Consider the following 20298-nt stretch of genomic DNA (forward strand, 5'->3'; position numbering starts at 1 on the left):
CGCGGGCTTCTGCTTCGGCCTTCTGCCTGGCCTCTGCCTCTGCTTCGGCCCTGTTGCGGGCTTCTGCTTCGGCCTTCTGCCTGGCCTCTGCCTCTGCCTCGGCCCTGTTGCGGGCTTCTGCCTCGGCCTTCTGTCGGGCTTCTGCTTCGGCCTTCTGCCTGGCCTCTGCCTCTGCCTCGGCCCTGTTGCGGGCCTCTGCTTCGGCCTTCTGCCTGGCCTCTGCCTCTGCCTCGGCCCTGTTCCTGGCGTCCGCATCGGCCTTCTGTCGGGCTTCTGCTTCGGCCCTCTGCCTGGCCTCTGCTTCGGCCCTCTGCCTGGCCTCTGCCTCTGCCTCGGCCCTGTTCCTGGCGTCCGCATCGGCCTTCTGCCTGGCCTCTGCCTCCGCATCGGCCTTCTGCCTGGCGATACTGTCGGCGTCGGCAGAAGTGTTCAGATGGAAGTTGACATTCTGGTGAATTCTCTGCGACTGGTTCGACAACTGGCGCTGGAATTGGCGTTGCAACGACCGTTGCCTCTGGAACTGCCTCAGCAGCTGACGACGCCAGGAATGCCCACAGCCGCTGCCACCGCACCAACTGCCTAGAGCGGCGCTGGCTGTAGCGCTGGCTGCGGCGCTGGCTGTGGTGGCGGCGGTCGCGGCACCGAGGCCAACGGCTCCGCCTGTCAGCATCGTGCTGCCGACGGCGAATACTGCGACGGCGTTTTTGATCTTGGACACTACATGTCCCCCTCGAAAGGATTGATTGCCCCCTGCTTCGACGTTCTCAAAATCGGCTGGAAAGTATCTTCTCTAGCCCTTAGGGATCATCGCTGCGAACCCTTGATTTCCTTTTGTATCGAGGGATAAACGGTGATCATCCACCTCTTTTGCTTGATTACCTCTTGTTGGCGATATTGAACTTATTTATTAACTTACGCACCTCTATATCAAGGTGCAATGCCGCCAAGTTTATGATCTTTTCGGCAAGTGGCTATAATCTCAATCATTCACCCTCAAGTCCGATAGCTAACCTTTAGTGTTGAATGCTCCTTTTTGGTGGCATCTATCGAGGCAAGAGTGGATTGCCGCACAATGCAGTTGGATGTCGCTGGTGAATGGATTATTAGCCTTGATCATCCAGCTTTGTGAAAGATATTTATCCGACATGCGACTGATTTAATGGGTGACGGCCCTGTATATGGTGTTTCGATCCGCTGTGCCAGAAGAACTCCCGCGGGTCTTCCGAGTCGACCGGGGCGGTGCTGTCGCCTGACCGCTGTTGCACTCCTGCGCTGGGCGCGTGCGCGGGCTCGCCGGCGACATCTTCGATGGCGGAGTGGGGCGAGAGGGGACATCGCCCGCCGGGATCGGCTCTGGAGCCGTCCTCGCTCGGGGGAAGGGGGAACTTACCGGTCGCGGCTCGCGTCAGGTTCTGATTCCCGCGAGAACGGGTCGCCGATTCTGCCGGTGCGGGGGCGTGGCGTGTCGGTCGTCGTTCGCCGGATACGGCCGATCGACGCCACCGCGCGGCCCTTCCGCAAGCTGGTTCCGCGGGCCACCTACGTCGAGATAGAGGGCGCGCCCCACGGCCTGCTCTGGACCCACGCCGCCGAGGTCACCGAGGCACTCCTCGGCTTCGTCAAAGGCTGAACGGTCACGGTGAGACCGTCTCGCCACCGGTGACGGGCGGCTCGGGCGAGTTCGGTCGTTCTCGGTGACCGCGTCGTGGCCGGTCGCCTCCGGCCGGCGCTCCGTGCTCCCGGGGGCGGCCGTGGCGACAACGATGCCACGGCCGCGCCGACCCGTCACCAAGCCGGACGGATCACGGTGAGACCGGCGTGGGCACCTCCTCCGCGGTCGTCTCGTCGCCCTCGATCGCCGCACCGCTGAACTGCGCGGAGTACAGGCGGTGGTAGGCGCCGCGGGCGGCGAGCAGCTCGTCGTGGGTGCCGTGCTCGACGATGCTTCCCTCCTCCATCACCAGGATGAGGTCGGCGTCGCGGATGGTCGACAGCCGGTGGGCGATGACGAAGCTGGTGCGGTCCGAGCGCAGCGCGGCCATGGCGTGCTGCACCAGGACCTCGGTGCGGGTGTCGACCGAGCTGGTGGCCTCGTCGAGGATGAGCAGCGACGGGTCGGCGAGGAAGGCGCGGGCGATGGTCAGCAGCTGCTTCTCACCGGCGCTGACGTTGCTCCCCTCCTCGTCGATCACCGTGTCGTAGCCGTCCGGCAGGGTGCGCACGAAACGGTCGACGAAGGTGGCCCGCGCGGCGGCGAGGATCTGCTCCTCGGTGGCCCCGGGGTTGCCGTAGGCGATGTTCTCGCGGATGGTGCCGCCGAACAGCCAGGTGTCCTGGAGCACCATGCCGATGTGCGAGCGCAGGTCGTCGCGGCGCATCGCGGTGATGTCGATGCCGTCGAGGGTGATCCGGCCCGAGTTCAGCTCGTAGAAGCGCATGATGAGGTTGACCAGGGTGGTCTTGCCCGCGCCGGTCGGGCCGACGATCGCGACGGTGTGCCCGGGGTCGGCCACCAGGGACAGGTCCTCGATGAGGGGCTGCTCCGGGTCGTAGCTGAAGGACACGTGCTCGAACTCGACGCGGCCCCGCCTGGCGGTGGGCACCACCGGGTCGGCCGGGTCGGGCTCCTGCTCCGCGGCGTCGAGCAGCTCGAAGACCCGCTCGGCCGAGGCCACCCCCGACTGCAGCAGGTTGGCCATCGAGGCGACCTGGGTCAGCGGCTGGGTGAACTGCCGGGAGTACTGGATGAACGCCTGCACGTCACCCAGGCTCATCGCCCCGGTGGCGACCCGCAGGCCACCGACGACGGCGATGGCGAGGTAGTTGAGGTTCCCGATGAACATCATCATCGGCATGATGATCCCGGAGATGAACTGGGCGCCGAAGCTGGCCTTGAACAGCTCCTCGTTCCTCTCCCTGAACACCTCCTCGACCTCGGGGCGGCGTCCGAACACCTTCACCAGCTCGTGACCGGTGAACGCCTCCTCGATGTGAGCGTTCAGGCTGCCGGTGTGCTTCCACTGCGCGACGAAGTGCTTCTGCGAGCGCTTGGCGATCATCCCGGTGGCGACCATCGTCAGCGGGATGGTCACCAGGGCGATCAGCGCGAGCAGCGGTGAGATCACGAACATCATCGCGAGCACGCCGATCACCAGCAGCAGCGAGTTCAGCAGCTGGCTCATGGTCTGCTGCAGGGTCTGCGAGACGTTGTCGATGTCGTTGGTGACCCGGCTGAGCAGCTCGCCGCGCGGCTGGCCGTCGAAGAACCTGAGCGGAAGCCGGTGCAGCTTCTCCTCGACCTCCTCCCGCAGCCGGTAGACGGTGCGCTGCACCACGTCGTTGAGCAGGTAACCCTGGTACCAGGCGAAGAGCGACGACGCGATGTAGAGCCCCAGCACCCAGAGCAGGACCGTGCCCAGCGCGCCGAAGTCGATGCCCTGACCGGGTACGACGTCCATCCCCGCGAGCAGGTCGGCGAAGTTGTCGTTGCCGGAGGCGCGGGCCGCCTCGATCGCCTGCTGCGTGCTCGTCCCGGCGGGCAGTTGCTTGCCGATCACCCCGGTGAAGATCAGGTCCGTCGCGTACCCGAGGATCTTCGGCCCGATGACGGAGAACACCACGCTGATCACGGCGAGGCCGACCACGGCCAGCAGCCTCGGGCGGTCGGGGTTCATCCGCCGGACCAGCCGTCGCGCGGAGGGCCCGAAGTTCATCGACTTCTCCGCGGGCATCCCGGCCCCGCCCATGGGGCCCCGGCCGAAGCCTCCGCCGCCGACGGGTGGTCGCGGTCGCGCGGTCGTGGGACTGTCACTCATGCTGCGGTCTCCGCGGCTAGTTGGGACTCGACGATCTCGATGTACGTCGGGCAGGAATCCAGCAGCTCGTCATGGGTTCCCAGGCCGACGATCACGCCGTCGTCCAGGACGATGATCTGATCGGCGTCGGCGATGGTGGAGACCCGCTGGCCGACGATGATGACGGCGGCCTCGGCGGTGTGCGGGCGCAGGGCGGCACGCAGCCGCGCGTCGGTGGCCAGGTCCAGGGCCGAGAACGAGTCGTCGAACAGGTAGATCTCGGGCTTGCTGACCAGTGCCCTGGCGATGGACAGTCGCTGTCGCTGCCCGCCGGACACGTTCGTGCCGCCCTGGGTGATGGGCGCCTCCAGGCCCTCGGGCATCGCCTCGACGAAGTCGCGCGCCTGGGCCACCTCCAGCGCCTCCCACAGCTCCTCGTCGTCGGCGTCCGGGTTGCCGTAGCGCAGGTTGCTGGCGACGGTGCCGCTGAACAGGTACGGCTTCTGCGGCACCAGGCCGATGCGCGACCAGAGCACCTGGGGGTCGAGGTCGCGGACGTCGACGCCGTTGACCGAGACCGTGCCCGAGGTGGCGTCGAACAGCCTGGGCACCAGCGAGACCAGCGTCGTCTTGCCGGAGCCGGTGCTGCCGATCACGGCGGTGGTCTGTCCCGCCGTCACGCGGAAGGAGACGCCGGACAGCACGGGTGCCTCCGCGCCCGGGTAGCGGAACTCGACGTCGCGCATCTCCAGCTCGGCGCGGCCGCTCACCTGCCGTACCGGGTCGCTGGGCGGCGTCACCGACGACTCGGTGTCGAGCACCTCGGTGATGCGCTCGGCGCAGACCGCGGCGCGCGGGATCATCATCGAGATGAAGCTGGCCATCATCACCGACATGAGGATCTGCATCAGGTACATCAGGAACGCGGTCAGGGCGCCGATCTGCATCTCGCCGCTGTCCACCCGCCCGGCACCGAACCAGAGCACGGCGATGCTGGAGACGTTGAGGATCAGCATCACGGTGGGGAAGATGAGCGCGGTCAGCCGTCCCACCCGCAGCGCGGTGTCGGTCAGCTCGTCGTTGGCGCCGGCGAACCGGCGGGTCTCCTCACGCTCGCGGACGAAGGCGCGCACCACGCGGATGCCGGTGAGCTGCTCGCGCAGTACCTGGTTCACCCGGTCGATGCGCTCCTGCATCGCGCGGAACTGGGGGACCATGCGGACGATGATCAGGCCGATCGAGATCAGCAGCGCGGGGACGCAGACCAGCATGAGCCAGGACAGGCCGAGGTCCTGGCGCAGCGCCATGATGATGCTGCCGACGCCCATGATGGGGGCCGAGACCAGCATCGTGCAGGTCATCACGACGAGCATCTGGACCTGCTGCACGTCGTTGGTCCCGCGGGTGATCAGGGAGGGGGCGCCGAAGTGGGAGACCTCCCTGGCGGAGAAGCCGCCGACCTGGTGGAAGATCGCCGAGCGGACGTCGCGTCCGAACCCCATGGCCGCGTGGGAGCCGTAGTAGACCGCCGCGATCGAGCAGGCGATCTGCACGAGGGAGACGGCCAGCATCCAGCCCCCCGCGGTGAGGATGTAGCCGGTGTCGCCGGTGGCCACGCCCTGGTCGATGATGTCGGCGTTCAGGCTGGGCAGATAGAGCGAGGCGATGGTGCCGACCAGTTGCAGCACCACCACGGCGGTCAGCACCGCCGAGTAGGGGCGCAGGTAGGTGCGGAGCAGGCGGGTCAGCATGGGGTCTCTTTAGGTGGGGTGGCCGGGAGAGGGGCGTCGTGCCGGGGGACCGGCAGTCGGCCGGTCGCGCCCGTCGTCCCGGTAGCCGGGATCATGAGGATTTCCTCCAGCGGGGGAGTGTCGGACTCAGCCTGCGACCTGAACTTCGGTTGAGGTCAAGGGAGCGGGCCGAGGTGGGGATGGGTGCGGTCCCCGACCGGCGGCTTGGAAACGGTCTCCGAGAGCGGCGGCGGGTCGCCTTCGACGAACTCCCGATGGTCGCGCGCGACAGGCGGCGGCCATGGCGCAGCCGGTCGTGGGGGCTCGATCGGGCCGGTGAGCACCTGCCGGATGAGGGAGCCCTGGCACGTCGGTCATCCTACAAAGCAAGTGGACAGGCTGCTCACCCATTTATTGCGGTTCGGCCGCATCTGGTGTTCGGGGCGGCGTTTCGAAGGCCGGAAGGTACGGGTGGGGCTCCTGTGAAAGAAGTGATCGTTTCCGGCGGAGCGCGGAATCTTTTTCCGGCAAATGTAGGAAAACGGCGTGAAAAACCCCATCTTTCACCCGATGCGGCGGGCATCATCTGCGATCTAACGTCGTGTGGCAGACAACCAGACATCACCACGACAGCCGTCTGCCTGTCGGCCAGGAGATCACCTGATGCCCCGTGCCCTCGCCCACCGTCCGTGGGTGCCCACCGTCACTGAGGATCGCGTCCAGTCCGTACTGAAGGCCGTGACGGACCAGACCGCCTCCTCGATCCAGAGCGAGATCGAACGGCTGGTGGCCGGCAACCACCGCATCCACGACATCGAGTCGGTCAACCTGAACCCGGCCACGAACATCATGAACCCCCGGGCCGAGGCGCTGCTCTCGGCCGGCCTCGGGTCGCGGCCGTCACTGGGGTACCCGGGCGAGAAGTACGAGATGGGCCTGGAGGCGATCGAGCAGATCGAGATCATCGCCGCCGAGCTGGCCGCCGAGGTCTTCGGCGCCGGCTACGCCGAGGTACGCGTCGGCTCGGGAGCGCTGGCGAACCTCTACACCTTCATGGCCGTCTGCGAGCCCGGTGACACGATCATCGCCCCGCCGGCGAGCATCGGCGGCCACGTCACACACCACGAGCCCGGCGCGGCCGGCCTGTACGGGCTGAACATCGTTCCCGCCCCCATCACGCCGGACGGCTACACGGTGGACGTCGACGCCCTGCGCGAGCTCGCCGAGCGGGTCCGGCCGAAGCTGATCACCATCGGCGGCAGCCTCAACCTGTTCCACCACCCGGTGGCGCGCATCCGCGAGATCGCCGACTCGGTCGGCGCCCGCGTGCTCTTCGACGCCGCTCACCTCTGCGGCATGATCGCCGGAAAGGCGTGGCCGCAGCCGCTGGCGGAGGGCGCCCACCTGATCACCATGAGCACGTACAAGAGCCTGGGCGGGCCGGCGGGCGGGCTCATCGTGACCAACGACGCCGAGCTCGCCGAGCGGCTCGACGCGATCGCCTACCCGGGACTGACCGCCAACTTCGACGCGGGCAAGACCGCCGCGCTCGCCATGACCATGCTCGACTGGAAGGCGGCGGGGCCCGCCTACGCGCAGGAGATGATCGCGACCGCGCGGCGGCTGGCGGACGAGCTGCTCGCCCTCGGCGTCCCGATCTTCGCCGCGGACCGGGGGTGCACCCGCTCCCACCAGTTCTCCGTGCTGGCCCACCGCTACGGCGGCGGGCAGCGGGCCGCCCGGCGGCTGCGCGAGGCGAACCTGCTCAGCAGCGGCATCGGCCTGCCGGTGGAGGCGGTCGAGGGGGACGTGAACGGCCTGCGGATTGGTACGCCGGAGATCGTCAGGCTCGGGATGACCGAGGCGGACATGCCGGAGCTGGCCTCGTTCATCGCCCGCGGCCTGGACGAGAACGTCGACCCGGGCACCGTGGCGCCGGAGGTCACCGAGTGGCGGAGCCGCTTCTCCGGCGTGCGCTTCACGGTGGACAACCCCTCCTGAGGAGGGCATACGTCGCGCCGTACTGAAAACCGCCCGTACCCCGGTTCCCGTGTTAGCGGCGTGGCAGCCGGGGTAGGGCGGCCGTGCGCCCGCCGTCGCGCGTCCCCGCCAGGGGAGATCCGGTCCGCCGGCGGCCGGGCCTTGTCCGGGGCGTGACCGCAGGGGCCCGGTGTGAGAGGAGAGCACGGTGGCCGACCAATCGGATCTGATCCTCGACCTGGTGTGGCAGGAGTTCCACGAGGTCGTGAACATGACGTCGGAGGAGCTGCGCGCCTTCCTGCTGGCGTCGGCCTCGGCGGACGGGGGCGTCGCCAGGAGTCCCGAGTCGGTCATGCCGCCGCTCGGACGCCAGGTGCTCGGGGTCCTCGGCAAGCGGAAGGACGACCTGACCGCGGACGACATCGAGACGATGCGGCAGGCCGTCGACCGGGTCGAGGACACGCTGGCCGAGGGGAGGGTCGGCGATGACGACGACGACCGGCGGCGGGCGCTGCTGGAGGTCGGGCACAACCCGCTCCGGCCGTCCCGGCTCCGGGGCTGACCCCGGCCGAGGGCACCCACGAGCCGTGCCGGAGCCGTGCCGTGTGGCCGGGCTCGAAAGCCACCCATGACCTGGAAGGCGACCTCGGGGAGCGACCTTGAACGGGAGAGCGCACCGGACTCGCCGGTGGGTCGCCCGCCGCCGCGTCCCCGATCCGCGAAACACGCCTCAGGCGCGGGCCGACCAGCGGGAGAGCAGTTCGGCCTCCCGGTCGGGGGTGATGGTGGCGGCCGTGCCGAAGGAAGCCTCCGCCTCGCGGATCTCGCGGATCGACCGTCCCAGGGGGCGCGGGTCGAGCCCCGCGGCGCGGGCGGCGGCGGGGTCGGCGGCGTTGATCGACTTTTGCGGGTCGCCCTCGGACCACAGGGGCAGCGACAGGCCGTTCTCACCCTCGGCGAGCAGGAAGTCCTGCCCGACCCAGGTCAGGGTGGTTCCCGGCGGCCCGACCTCGGCCACGATCGCCTCAAGCAGGTCGCCGAAGGAGAACGGCGGGGGAGGGCTGACCGCGTGGAAGGTGCCCGGATGCCTCCCCTCGACCATGGAGACGATCCAGGAGGCCATGTCGCGGGCGTCGATCACCTGGATGGGGTCGCCGGGGTCGCCGGGCGCGAGGACCTCGCCGCCGCGCGCGATCCGGTTGACCCAGTAGGTGAAGCGGCCGGTGTGGTCATGCGGGCCGATGACGTACGTGGGCCGTACGACCAGTGTCGAGGTCCCGAACACGTCCACCGAGGCCCGCTCGCACAGCACCTTCATCGGCCCGTACACCTCGCCGGTCACCGTCTCGGGGATCGGCCCGTCGAGCTCCGCCAGCGGGGAGTCCTCGGTGAAGCCCGGCCGCTCGGGCGCCCGGTAGACCGCGGTGGTGGAGACGAAGGCGTACTGGCCGGTGGAGAGCGCGCCGGCGAGCGAGGTGACCTGCGACGGGTGGTAGGCGCTGACGTCGATCGTCGCGTCCCACCGCCGGTCGCGCAGCACGGACAGGTCGGCGTTGCGGTCGGCGAGCAGGTGCTCGGCCTCGGGGAACAGTTCGGGGCCCGTCATACCCCGGTGCAGCAGGGAGATCTGGTGCCCGGCCGCGATCGCGGCCGCGGTGATGTGCCGGCCGACGAACCGGGTGCCGCCGATGATCAGGATTTGCATACCTCACATTGTGGCGAATCTGGTGAGGTAACTCGCAGAGCGTTTCGCGCCTGGCCGGGGCGACGGCGGATCGGTCGAAAGGCCGCCGGGCGGCGGCTCCGTGAACGCCGGCACCCGTTCCGGTGATCAGCGGTCAGTAGCCGCCGAACCAGCCGGGGACGTCGAGCCGGAAGACGTCCCCCGTGGTCACGGCGCGCAGGTCGGACTCCAGGGCGCGCAGGCGGTCCTCACCGAGGGTCCTCGCCCAGCCGGCGCGCAGGTCCTCGAAGATGCGCGCGGACCGGGCGAGGCTGTCGACGCCCCGTTCGGTGAGCCGCACTATCTTGCGGCGGGCGTCGTCGGGGTCGGAGCGCCGCTCGACGTAGCCCAGCTGCTCCAGGGTGTCCACGGTCTTGCCCGCCGCCTGCTTGGAGACGCCCAGCCGCCGGCCGAGCTCCACGGCGGTGCTGCCCTCGGGGCCGATCGCCTGCAGCACGAACCCATGCATCGGACGCATGTCGGGGTGTCCCTGGCGGGCGAGCTCCGCGTGGAGCTCGTCGATGAGCATCCGGAAGCCGAGGAAGAGCCTGAGCGGGAGTTCGAAGCCCGGGGGGTCGGCCGGCACGATCGCCTCCCGCCTCGCTGTTTCGACAATGGTGTTGTCGAGCTTAGGGACTCTCGCCGTACCTGTCATCCGCGGGGTGGCACACACCCCGGGCGGGCATTCGGGCGGGCACCGACCCCACGCGCGCCGACGGCGTCGCCCGGCCGGGCGCACCGGCTCCGCGAAGGGGCACCCTCACCGCAGGCGCCCGTCGGGGCGGCGCGGGTCCTGGAGCCACTTGTCGGTCTGGCGGGTCGCGTTGGGCGCGCCGGGGGTGCCGGGCGAGCGGCGGGTGGCGCGGGTCTCGGTCACGGTGAAGTCGGCCACCACGTGCCGGTTGTGCAGCAGGAAACCGACGACGCCCGCGATCGCCTGCACGCTGCCCCCCGCGCGGGCGCGGCCGGTCAGGAGGTAGACCAGCGGCGTGGACGGCTGGTCGAGGGCGAAATGGCGGCCGTGGTGGTGCGCGTCCTGGAGCGTTCTTATCGGGATCGGCCGTGAGGTGGTGAACCACGCGGCGACCTCCCAGAAGGGCTGGGCCTGGTCGCCGTCGGTCGACTCCTCGTAGCAGGTCGTGCAACCCCGGCGAGCGTCCTGCCCGTGGGGGCACGCCCAGGCGGCGAGGTCGTGCGGCATGCTGCGCTCGGACATGAGCTGACCGTACCTTCCCGTACGGGGAGACCGGCGTTTCGCCGTCCCCCCGCGCCGGGGCATCGGGTTTTCCGCTGGATGGCCCCGGTGTCGTGCTGTCTCGGTGCTGTCGCCTGCCCGTTTCCGGTCCCGGTACTCGTCCGCTCACGCGAGTGCGCCTGCGAAATATCCATGTATTTCGTGGTTTCTGCAGGTCATCGAGAGGAAGGAGTGATCTTGGGGGCGTTTCGAGGGCTTCGGTGTGGGCATCGGACCGATCGGGGGGCATCGAACGGGGGACGCATGGCGCGTGGGTTTGACGCGTCCGCTCACTACGGGCGGCGCATCGCTGACGTTCACGACGGCGGCATCACGGTGAACGACTCACCCGGGGGCGTGTGCAGACCCCTGACGGCTTCCGGGCTCCCGGCGGACCCGGACCTCTCGGCGTCTCCGGAGCCGCCGAGGTCTCCCGGGCAGCCGCGTCTTTCGGATCTCCCGGATTCCTCGGCACTGTCGCGCCTCCCCGAACTGCTGGGCTCTCCCGGGCCCGGACCGTCACGTGCCACGAAGCCCCCGGGCTCCCCGAAGGCCCCGAGATCCCTGAAGCCCGCGAAGTCTCCGGAGCGCTCGAAGCTCGCCGAGCGCCCGGACCCGCTGGACCTGCCGGTGCCGGGCAGGGCTCCGGCGCTGCCCGCCGCGCGGGGCCCGATCAGCGCCCTGCTCTTCGAACGGCTGGTACACCCACCGCACCGCTTCGGCCTCCTGTCGCTCCCGCTGCTGTCGTTCCCCGCCCGTTTCGCGGGCCCGGTCCTCGCGGACGAGGACGTGCAGCTGGCGCTCTTCGTCTGCTACGAGCTGCACCACCGGGGCTTCGAGGGCGTGGACGAGCGGTGGGAGTGGAACCCCTCGCTGCTGGAGGTGCGGGAGATCCTGGAGGCACGGTTCGAGGAGGGACTGGCGCGGGCCGTGTCGTGCCCGCCCACCCAGCGGGCCGAGCACATGAGCCAGGCCCTGACCGATCTGGTGGCCGCCGCCGTCGACGGCCCCGACCTGCCGGGGTTCCTCCAGCGGCAGGCCGACCTCGCGCAGTTCCGCGAGTTCGTCGCGCACCGGTCGATCCACCACCTGAAGGGGGCCGATCAGCGCACCTGGGCGATCCCCCGGCTGAGCGGACGTCCCAAGGCGGCGCTGGTGGAGATCCAGGCGGGCCAGTACGGCGGCGGGCGCGTCGAGCGGATGCACTCCGAGCTTTTCCGCACCACCATGCGCCGGCTGGGCATGGACGACTCCTACGGCGCCTACCTCGACCAGGTCCCGGCGATCACGCTGGCCGTCTCCAACACGATGTCGCTGTTCGGGCTCCACCGACGCCACCTCGGAGCGCTGCTCGGCCACCTGGCGGCCGCCGAGATGACCTCCTCGGTCCCCAACCGTCGCTACTCCGGGGGCCTGCGGCGACTGGGGGCGGGCGAGGCGGCGAGCCGTTTCTACGACGAGCAGGTGCGGGCCGACGCCGTACCCGAGCAGACCGCCGCGCACGACATGTGCGGCGGGTTCGCACGGCAGCACCCCTCGCGGGCCGGTGACGTCCTGTACGGGGCGGCCTGCGCGCTGACCCTGGACCGGCTCTTCGCCGAGCACGTCATGAGCCGGTGGCGGCGCGGCGTCTCGTCACTGCGGGAGGTGGGCGCGGCGCGGCCGTGACCCCGGCCACCGGTGGCGTGATGACCGAACCAAGTGGTACCGGCGGGGGGAGGCCCGTACCTCAGTCTCCGCGCCCGCCCATGGCTTGGCGGATCGCGTCGCGGGTCCGGTCCACGAGCGCCAGCGGCGTCCCGAGCAGCAGGTTCCTGACCGCCGACTCGGTGCCCGGATGCGGGTGGGTCGGCGCCAGCGCCTCGGCCGCCTTCACCCCGGCGGCCAGGGCCCGGCGCTCGGCCTCGCTGGTCTGGGTGCGGAACTGGGGAAACTCGTGGCGCTCCTCGGCGTGGGCGTGGGCCAGCACCGCCGCCCGCAGGACCTGCAGGTGCCCGGAGAAGTCGGGATGGTCGGTGCCCAGTCTCTCCAGGTCGGAGAGCATCTGCTTGACCTCCCGCTCCTCGGCGAGGCGCTCGTCGACCACCTCGTCCCCACCCTCGATCTTGAGGCGTGCGTAGGGGTGCACGACCTCCTCCTCGGCGGTCTCGTGCACGGCCAGCATCCGCACCAGGCGCTGGAACGCCTCGGCCCGCCGGTTCCCCGCGGGAGCGTCCTCCACCTCGTCGAACAGATCCCTGATCATCACATGCTGGCGCACCAGCAGGTCCACGACGTCGTTCTCATCCATCAGCTCGGGCACGTTCCTGTGGTCACTCATAGGTCCCCCCTTGTCAACAGAACGCTTACCCCCATCCGGGCACCGAAACCTGGGGCGACCCGGCACGGGCCGCGCACCGGTGACCGCGTACCCGGAGACGTCCGTGCGAAGCCGCGGTCAGACGGTGATCCACTCGGTGACGACGGTCGCGCCCGCGAGGTGGCAGCGGAGGCTGAAAGGCCCGGCGGGGACGTCGTCGTAGACGAACCTGCCCAGCTCGTCCGTGGCCAGCGTGACCGGACGGTGCCCGAGGACCTCGACCTCCGCGGGCCCCGGCGGCATCAGCTGGCCCACCACGCGCCCGCCGCCGGCGGTCACGGTGACCTCCAGGTCGACGGTCAGCTCCATCCCCTGGAAGGTCAGCATTCGCGGCGCTCTGTCACCCCGCACCCGTGAGGGCCCGCTCAGGGAGTCGAAGACCAGCTCGGCCAGCTCGGCGTCGAGCGCGCGGAGCGCGTAGGCCTCGACGGCGGTCTGCAGGAGGTCGGAGGGAACGGGATCGAACAACTCGACGGCGCGGCGCAGCTCCGCCTCAAGCGCGTCGTCGCTCATCGGAAGCCCCGTTCCGCGAGGAGGACACGCAGCCGCCGCAGGCAGCGCTGCCTGATCGGCCCGATGCTCCCGACGGCGATGCCGAGTGTCGCCGACACCTCCTGGTAGCTGACCGGCGGCGAGGCCATGAGCAGGCGCAGCAGCCGCCGGCAGTTCTCACCCAGTTCCTGGAACGCCTGCCACATGGCCCGCATCCGCTCCCGCTCCATCGACGCCTCCTCGGCGTCGACCACGGCCTGCTCGGGCGTACGACCGTCGGCGGCGCGGTCGAACACCTCGGGGTCGTCGCTCGGCGAGACCCGCCGGGCGGTTCTGATCACCTTGACGCACTCGTTCCGCGCCGTGCTGGCCAGCCAGGCCCCGACCCTGTCCGGCTCGCGGATCCGCGCGAGGTTCTGCGCGAGCCGGAACCAGGTCGTCTGGTAGACCTCCTGCGCGTCCGCGTCCCTCAGCCCGTGGGCGCGCACGACGGACCACACGAGCGGGCTGAGGCCCTCCACCAGGGATTTCCACGCCGCGGTCTCCCCGTCCACCGCGGCGCGGAAGAGGATGCCGGTCGAGTCTCGATCCACGGTGACGTCCCCTTGCCTTCGGGACTGTCATCGTACGACGGAGGGCCGATTCGGCCGCACCGGTTTCAGGGCACGACCGGGACACTTTGCACGCTCGACGGCGTCCAGGTGGAGGGGATGAGGGCGGGGGCGGTCAGGCCCTGCACCCCCCTGCCGGACAGGGGGGTGGTCAGGAGCTCGGCGGCGGCCTGCCGGGAGTCGGTCACGTTGTTCCGCACCATGTGATTGACGATCATGCCGACGACCAGGGGCGCGGAGAAGGAGGTGCCGCTCCACTGCGCCAGCCCGTCGAACTCGACGCGTTCGCGGATCGCGTTCGGCGACGCCGCCATCTTCTCGCTGAGCTCGCCCCGGTGCGGGGGGAACTGGCAGGTGCAGTCGTAGGCGGAGCCGTACCGGCAGTGGTCGTAGGTCGAATGCTGGTAGTCGTAGGGCACCGGGGTGTCGTCCACCGCGGTGAAGGCGCTCACCAGGCGCTCCCCGGGAGCGTACGCCGTCACCCACGGCCCGTGACCGCTGAAGCAGGCCCGGTCCTGGCCGTCCTTCCGCAGCGCGCCCACCGACACGACGGCACCGGCGTAGTCGGGGTCGTCGGCGTAGGCCGCGGGATGGAACCGCTCGTCGCTGCCGTTGTTCCCCGCCGCGGCCACCAGCAGTGTCTCCGGGTGGTCGGTCACCAGCTCCCGCATGAAGTCCTCGAGCCCCATGAGCGTCCTGTGGTCCGTGCTCAGGGTCCCCGCGGACAGGTTGATGATGTCCGGCCACCTGTTCAACGGCCGCATCTCCCTGAGCAGGAGGTCACCCAGGCACTTCTCGGAGATGGCGCCCGCGTTGACGAGCGCCCCGTTCACCGTGATGGCGGCGCTGGGCGCGACGGCGCTGATCAACCCGGCGATGAAGGTGCCGTGACCGACGTACTGCTTGAGTATCCCTTCGGAGTCCAGCTCGATCTCCTTGCCCTCGCCCTCGACGAGGCTCATCCACGGGTGCGACCTGTAGTTCTCCACCAGTCCCGTGTCGATCACCAGGACGGACACCGGGCCGGCCGTCGCGCCGACGACCCGCTTGGCCACCGCCGGGTTGGGCGGCCCGCATCGGGCCACGGGTACCGGCTCGTCGCCGGGGCAGCAGTTCACCGCGATGGACACGATGTGGTTCCTGGACACCATCCGGCGGCCGTTGGCACGCTCCAGCTCGTCGACGGCCCGCAGCGCGTCCGACACGTCCCGGTCGCTCCAGCGCTCCGCACGGTTCAGCGGCCCGACCCGGATCCTGGACACGCCGCTCGGGCCGTCCTCCTCCTGCAACTCCACACCACGGTCACTGCCGCGATCCCGGCGGAACGCCCTCCGGATCGCCTGGGTGACCTCGGGGGCCTCGTCCCGCCTGGCGAGGACGCAGCCCTTCTCATAGAGGAACCTGGGCGAGTCGTCCGGGCCCGCCGCGAGCACGACCTCCTCTCCCACGGCGGCCTGGATCTGGTCGAACTGTTCCTGGAACCTGTCTGGTGCCATATTCACTGTCCTGTCTTGGAGATTCCTCACGTCGCCATGGGTTAGGAGCCACGGGGCGCCCGGTTGATACACCCCTGCGTACGAGCACAGCGGCATGGACGCTCCGAACACATCACGTCTAACATCGATCCGTGACCGGGGGAAGCCCGCGGGTCCCGCCTTCCGTGGGAGATGCTCTCGACCTGTTGCCCCTGGTGTTCGCCCGTCCCGCCGACGCGCTGGCCGGAGCGCGGGTCGTGCTGGCGGGCGCCCCCTCCTTTCATGACGCCTCCGTCGCCCACCAGGTGATCGGCATCTGGCAGCGCGACTTCGGCGACCTCACCACGGCGATCGGCCATCTGCGGCAGGCCCGCGCCCTGGCGGCCAGGTCCGGCTCCGCGGACCGCGAGACGGACGTGCTGTCGACCCTGGGGGCCGCCCTCGTCCACGCGGGCCGTACCAGGCAGGGGATGACGGCGCTGGAGGCGGCGGTCGAGAGGGGCGGCGGGCTCACCGGCGCCCGCGCGCTGTTCCGGCGCGGCTACACCTGGTGGGTCCTCGGCGGGCACCGTGAGGCGCTCGACGACCTGCGCCGGGCCATCCCCGCCCTGCGCCGGGCACAGGACACGATCTGGACCGCCCGCGCGCTCACGCTCAGGGCCACGGTCCACCTGGCCATGGGGTCCGTGGAGCGGGCCGAGGCCGACTTCGTCGCCGCCGAGCGGCTGTGGGACACCACCGACCAGGAGCACGACAAGGCCGACGCGGTGGAGAGCAGAGGGCTGGCGGCGTTCAGGTCCGGCGACCTCCCCGCGGCGCTACACCACTTCGACGAGGCCGCGAGCCGTTACAAGGCACTCGGCACGCCCATGTTCGTGCTGCACATCCGGCGGTGCGGGGTGCTCCTGGCGGCCGGGCTGGCGCGCGAGGCGCTGGAGGAGGCCGACGCCGCCACGGAGCTGCTGAACCGTACGGGAGGGCAGACGACCCGCGGCGCCGAACTCCTCCTGATCGCCGCGCGGGCCGCGATCGCGGCGGGCGAGCCGCACGCGGCGATCGCCCGCGCGGGCACGGCCGTCCGGCTCTTCTCCAGTCAGCGCCGCGACTGGTGGCAGGCCCACGCTCGGCTGGTGCTGGTCCAGGCCAGGTTCGCGGCCGGCGAGATCTCCGGCCGTTCGGTACGCGACGCCGCCGCGGTCGCCCTGCGGCTGGCGGAGCTGCGCGCCCCCGAGGCGGTCCAGGCGTCGTTGCTGGCCGGTCGCACCGCCCTCGCCCTCGGCGCCGACGCCGAGGCCGAACGGCACCTGGCCGCCGCGGCCAGGGGCAGATCGCGCGGTCCCGCCTTCGCCCGGGTGGACGGCTGGGTGGCGCAGGCACTGCGGGCGGCGGTGGCGGGGCGGACCCGCGGCGTGCTGGACGCCTGCCGACGGGGGCTCGACCTGCTGGACGAGTACAGGATGACGCTGGGCGCCTCGGAGCTGCGGGCGCGGGCCACCGCGCAGGGGGCGGAGCTGGCCCTGCTCGCGCAGCGGGCGACCCTCGCCGGGGGGAGCCCCCGCCGGTTCCTCGGCTGGAGCGAGCGCTGGCGCGCCACGGCGCTGGCGGTCCCGCCCACCCGGCCGCCGGACGATCCCGAGCTGCTGCGCGACGTGACGGCCTTCCGCGAGATCAGCAGCCGGATCGAGGCGGCCCGGCAGAAGGGCAGCCCGGCCCCCGCGCTGGAGCGCGAGCAGCGGCGGCTGGAGAAGGGGATCCGCGACCGGACGCTCCGGATGCGCGGCGAGGGCGGCACCGACGGGCACCGCTTCGACGTGGACCTGCTGCTCGACGAGCTCGGTGACGGGTGGCTGATCGAGATCGTCGCCGTCGACGGCGACCTGCACGTCCTGCTCTGCGGCCGGGGCCGGGTGCGCAGGTTCGCCGCGGGACGGCTGGCCGACGCGGCGATCGACGCCGACCACGCCCGCGCGGGTCTCAGCAGGATCGCGTACGGGGGCTCCGCGGCCAGGCTGCCCGTCCTCGAAGCCGGCGGGCGCCGCCTCCAGGAGTCACTGCTCGGCCCCGCGGTGCGCCACCTCGGGGAAGGGCCGGTGGTCGTCGTACCGCCGGGCAGGCTGCACGGCGTGCCCTGGGCGCTGCTGCCCGCGCTGGGGACGCGGGTGCTGAGCGTGTCGCCGTCGGCGAGCGCCTGGCTCCGCGCCCGGCGGATCGAGCCGTCGCCGTCGCGGGAGCGGGTCGTGCTGGTCAGAGGCCCGGGGCTGGCGACGGGTGGTGCCGAGATCCCGCCCCTGGCCGCCGGGTACGGCGAGGCGACGGTGCTGGAGAACGGCACCGCGGTCACCTCGGCCGTGCTCGCGGCGCTGGACGGCAGCAGGCTCGCGCACATCGCCGCGCACGGCACCTTCCGCTCCGACAGCCCGATGTTCTCCTCCCTGGGGATGGACGACGGCCCGCTCACGGTGCACGACCTCGAACGGCTCCGCAGCGCCCCGTACCGGATCGTCCTGTCCAGCTGCGACTCCGGCAGGCTGCAGCCGGTCGGCGCGAACGAGCTGCTCGGCCTCGCCACGGCGCTGCTGCCGCTGGGCACGGCCGGGATCGTGGCGAGCTCGGTGCCGGTCGACGACGAGACCGTGGTGCCGCTGATGCTCGCCCTGCACGAGGGGCTGCGGCGCGGTCTGAGCATGGCCGAGGCCCTGCGCGACGCCAGGTTGTCGATGCCCGGCGACGCGCTCCACCGTGCGACGGGCTGGTCCTTCTCCGCCATCGGAGCGGCCTGACCCGCCCCGCCGGCTCCTCTCATCGGGGCCCGCCCGTTCGGCCGCCGCGCTGGCCGACGGTGAAGAGCCCTTCCAGGCCGGCGCGGTCGCTGCTGCCGAGCCGCGCGTAGGCGTCGCACAGGTGGTTGGCGACCGTGCGGATCGACACCGTGAGCTGCTCGGCGATCTGCCGGTTGGTCAGGCCCGCCGCGGCGAGGCTGACGATCTGCCGCTGGCGGGCGGTCAGCCTCGGCAGCGCGAGGTTGACCAGCGCGGAGCTGCGCGCCCCCTGGCAGGCGCCCGCCAGCGCCGAGGCCCGGTTCCTGGACGCCTGCGAGGCGTGCCGGTCGGAGTGGACGAGGGCGGCGTGCGCGGCCGCCTCCGCGGCGTGGAGCATCAGGCCGAGGTCGGCGAGCCCCCGCGCCACCTTGTCCAGGGCGTCCCCGTCGCGCCGGGCCAGCGCGCGGGCGTGCCGCGCCAGCAGGGGAGCGAGGTCCCCCTCCGTGCGGTCGGCCAGTTCCCCGAGCCGATCGGCGACCAGCTCGGGGGAGCCGAGCCGCACCACGTCGTGCAGGGCGAACAGATCGTCTCCGAACAGGCCGTCTCCGGCGACGCCGAGCGCGGACCGCAGGGCGCCGTCGAGGTCTCCCTCGGCGGCGAGCGCCCAGGTCCGCGCCGGTACGGCGGCGGATGCCCACGGCCGGCGGTCCTGGGTGGGCGCCTGCGACCGGGGGCTCCCCGCGTGCGCCGGAGGCCGTGCGCCGGCCGCCTGCCACGGGCGCGTCCGTGCCTCCCCGGCGGGGGCGGGACCGCGCGAGAGGGCCTGCCAGGCCGTCGTCAGGTCGCCGACGTAGGCGGCGGCGTGGGCGAGTTCGGCCAGGCAGGCGCGGTGGTGGGGAGAGCGGCGCAGTCCCTCGCGGCTCCAGGCCATGGCCTCTCGGGTCTCCCCGCGGAGCCGGGCGACGCGGGCGCGCCGCGCGCAGAACTCCGGCATCGCGGGCTCGTCCCAGCCGGTGTCGTCCTCGGCCATCCGCTCGCCGACGCCCCGGGGTATCTCCGCGAGCCTTCCCGCGTACGCGCGTGCGGCCAGCTCCTCGCACTCGGCCGCCAGCGCCGAGGCCCTCGGCGGCCTTCGCCCGCCGGAAGGCCCGCCCGCGAGGGAGGGCTCCGCCGCGGCGGCCCGCAGCACCGGGCCGTGCAGCGGGTGGACGAGCCGGCCGTCCACGGTGACGAGCCCCCTCGCCCGCAGGCGTTCGAGGACGGCGGGGGCCACGAGGGCGCCCGGCACACCCGCACCCGTGCCCGGTGGCTCGCCGGACGCGATGAGCTCCAGCGCGTCCCGCTCCTCGGTGTCGAGGTCGCGGATCGTCTCCTCCACCAGCTCCCGGACGCGCGCGGTGATCGGCGGCGTGCCCCGCCAGGTCCAGGTGCCCGACACGTGGCTCAGGTCTCCGCCGGCGTGCACGGCGACGACCAGCTCGCGCAGGAGCCGCAGGTCGCCGCGGCTCGCCCGGTACAGGCGCCGGACGGTGAGGGCGTCCACGTAGCCGTCCACCGCCCGCGCCAGCAGCTCGGCGCAGGCGCGCTCCGTCAGGGGGGCCAGTGCCAGGCGCGGCAGCAGGTTCTCCTCCCAGAGCCTGGAGACGCCCTCCGGTGCGGGCTCGCCCTCCCTGACCGTGACGAGCAGGCGGGTACGCCCGCCGATCGCCAGCTCGTGGACGAGCGCGGCCGAGGCGTCGTCGAGCAGATGGGCGTCGTCCACGACGAGCACCGACTCACGCATCGCCTCGGGTACGGCCTCGGTGGTCAGGCGGCTCCGGCCGCTGCCCGCCGCACCGGTCACGACGATCCCCCGGTGACCGGCGGAGAGGTTTCGCCGTACGAGATCAAGCTCCTCAGCTCTGGCCGTGAACGGCCAGGGAGACCGTGGGTTTCTCACAGCGATATGAGGCGCGCCGCCCGCCGGTGATACACCCGGAGCCGAGTTCTCCGACATCCGGCTGAAACCGGCTCTCGCCGGTATTCGTGCCTTAGGCCCTGTCCTGCGGATCTTTTGCCTACTGCGGTCGGTCAGGCGGCGCCTCGCCGCGTTGTCGTCGGTCACCGCAGCACGCTGCGGCTCCCTCCTCCGCCTTGCGAGA

15 protein-coding genes and 1 pseudogene are annotated in these 20298 nt (G+C 71.4%); 5 read left to right on the forward strand and 11 right to left on the reverse strand.

The window, feature by feature from the left end; translation table 11 throughout:
• Positions 1-718: hypothetical protein (locus ABZU75_RS07350; RefSeq protein WP_355550490.1), on the reverse strand; the 718-nt coding region annotated here is incomplete at its 3' end.
• Between the two features lie 771 nt (positions 719-1489).
• Here ABZU75_RS07350 and ABZU75_RS07355 point away from each other — a divergent pair.
• Positions 1490-1630, forward strand: a pseudogene (locus tag ABZU75_RS07355) (alpha/beta hydrolase); the annotation flags it as partial.
• Positions 1631-1802: 172 nt separating this feature from the next.
• On the opposite strand, the gene ABZU75_RS07360 reads toward ABZU75_RS07355, so the two are convergent.
• Entirely contained in the window at positions 1803-3815 is a 2013-nt protein-coding gene (locus tag ABZU75_RS07360; RefSeq protein WP_355550492.1) for an ABC transporter ATP-binding protein, read from the reverse strand.
• On the reverse strand, positions 3812-5545 hold the full coding sequence (locus tag ABZU75_RS07365) for an ABC transporter ATP-binding protein (RefSeq protein WP_355550494.1): 1734 nt from the start codon (positions 5543-5545) through the stop codon (positions 3812-3814). Before ABZU75_RS07365 ends, ABZU75_RS07360 begins: the two co-directional genes overlap by 4 nt.
• A gap of 672 nt (positions 5546-6217) precedes the next feature.
• On the opposite strand from ABZU75_RS07365, the gene ABZU75_RS07370 reads away from it, so the two are divergent.
• Together ABZU75_RS07370 and ABZU75_RS07375 are read left to right on the forward strand one after the other, a co-directional pair.
• Complete coding sequence (locus tag ABZU75_RS07370) at positions 6218-7525, forward strand: aminotransferase class I/II-fold pyridoxal phosphate-dependent enzyme (RefSeq protein WP_355550496.1); 1308 nt, start codon at positions 6218-6220, stop codon at positions 7523-7525.
• Between the two features lie 187 nt (positions 7526-7712).
• On the forward strand, positions 7713-8066 hold the full coding sequence (locus tag ABZU75_RS07375; protein ID WP_350916070.1) for a DUF3140 domain-containing protein: 354 nt from the start codon (positions 7713-7715) through the stop codon (positions 8064-8066).
• A 168-nt stretch (positions 8067-8234) separates the two neighbouring features.
• Here ABZU75_RS07375 and ABZU75_RS07380 read toward each other — a convergent pair whose 3' ends face one another.
• The 3 genes from ABZU75_RS07380 to ABZU75_RS07390 all read right to left on the reverse strand — a co-directional run bounded on the left by ABZU75_RS07380 (position 8235) and on the right by ABZU75_RS07390 (position 10443).
• Positions 8235-9209 carry an NAD-dependent epimerase/dehydratase family protein gene (locus ABZU75_RS07380; protein ID WP_355550499.1) on the reverse strand — a complete coding sequence of 325 codons (975 nt, stop codon included), beginning with the start codon at positions 9207-9209 and terminating at the stop codon, positions 8235-8237.
• A gap of 133 nt (positions 9210-9342) precedes the next feature.
• Positions 9343-9813 carry a MarR family winged helix-turn-helix transcriptional regulator gene (locus ABZU75_RS07385; protein ID WP_355550501.1) on the reverse strand — a complete coding sequence of 157 codons (471 nt, stop codon included), beginning with the start codon at positions 9811-9813 and terminating at the stop codon, positions 9343-9345.
• Positions 9814-9987: 174 nt separating this feature from the next.
• Complete coding sequence (locus ABZU75_RS07390; RefSeq protein WP_350916076.1) at positions 9988-10443, reverse strand: hypothetical protein; 456 nt, start codon at positions 10441-10443, stop codon at positions 9988-9990.
• A gap of 648 nt (positions 10444-11091) precedes the next feature.
• Between ABZU75_RS07390 and ABZU75_RS07395 the strand changes: the two genes are divergently transcribed.
• Positions 11092-12129 (forward strand): iron-containing redox enzyme family protein, encoded by a 1038-nt coding sequence (locus ABZU75_RS07395; protein WP_355550503.1) that lies wholly within the window; start codon positions 11092-11094, stop codon positions 12127-12129.
• 61 nt (positions 12130-12190) lie between these two features.
• Here ABZU75_RS07395 and ABZU75_RS07400 read toward each other — a convergent pair whose 3' ends face one another.
• The 4 genes from ABZU75_RS07400 to ABZU75_RS07415 form a co-directional block, all read right to left on the reverse strand.
• Positions 12191-12781: a hemerythrin domain-containing protein gene (locus tag ABZU75_RS07400; RefSeq protein ID WP_355550505.1), complete on the reverse strand. Its 591-nt coding sequence runs from the start codon at positions 12779-12781 to the stop codon at positions 12191-12193.
• A 117-nt stretch (positions 12782-12898) separates the two neighbouring features.
• Positions 12899-13333, reverse strand: coding sequence for a hypothetical protein (locus ABZU75_RS07405; protein WP_355550507.1), 435 nt, complete (start codon positions 13331-13333; stop codon positions 12899-12901).
• Positions 13330-13905 (reverse strand): sigma-70 family RNA polymerase sigma factor, encoded by a 576-nt coding sequence (locus tag ABZU75_RS07410; RefSeq protein WP_343965779.1) that lies wholly within the window; start codon positions 13903-13905, stop codon positions 13330-13332. Before ABZU75_RS07410 ends, ABZU75_RS07405 begins: the two co-directional genes overlap by 4 nt.
• Positions 13906-13970: 65 nt before the next feature.
• Positions 13971-15419 carry a S8/S53 family peptidase gene (locus ABZU75_RS07415; protein WP_355550510.1) on the reverse strand — a complete coding sequence of 483 codons (1449 nt, stop codon included), beginning with the start codon at positions 15417-15419 and terminating at the stop codon, positions 13971-13973.
• 131 nt (positions 15420-15550) lie between these two features.
• On the opposite strand from ABZU75_RS07415, the gene ABZU75_RS07420 reads away from it, so the two are divergent.
• Complete coding sequence (locus ABZU75_RS07420; protein WP_355550512.1) at positions 15551-18178, forward strand: CHAT domain-containing tetratricopeptide repeat protein; 2628 nt, start codon at positions 15551-15553, stop codon at positions 18176-18178.
• A gap of 19 nt (positions 18179-18197) precedes the next feature.
• Here ABZU75_RS07420 and ABZU75_RS07425 read toward each other — a convergent pair whose 3' ends face one another.
• On the reverse strand, positions 18198-20096 hold the full coding sequence (locus ABZU75_RS07425) for a LuxR C-terminal-related transcriptional regulator (protein ID WP_355550514.1): 1899 nt from the start codon (positions 20094-20096) through the stop codon (positions 18198-18200).
• Between the last annotated feature and the right edge of the window lie 202 nt (positions 20097-20298).

It is taken from the genome of Streptosporangium sp. NPDC005286, from assembly GCF_040607515.1.
Taxonomy (GTDB): Bacteria; Actinomycetota; Actinomycetes; order Streptosporangiales; family Streptosporangiaceae; genus Streptosporangium.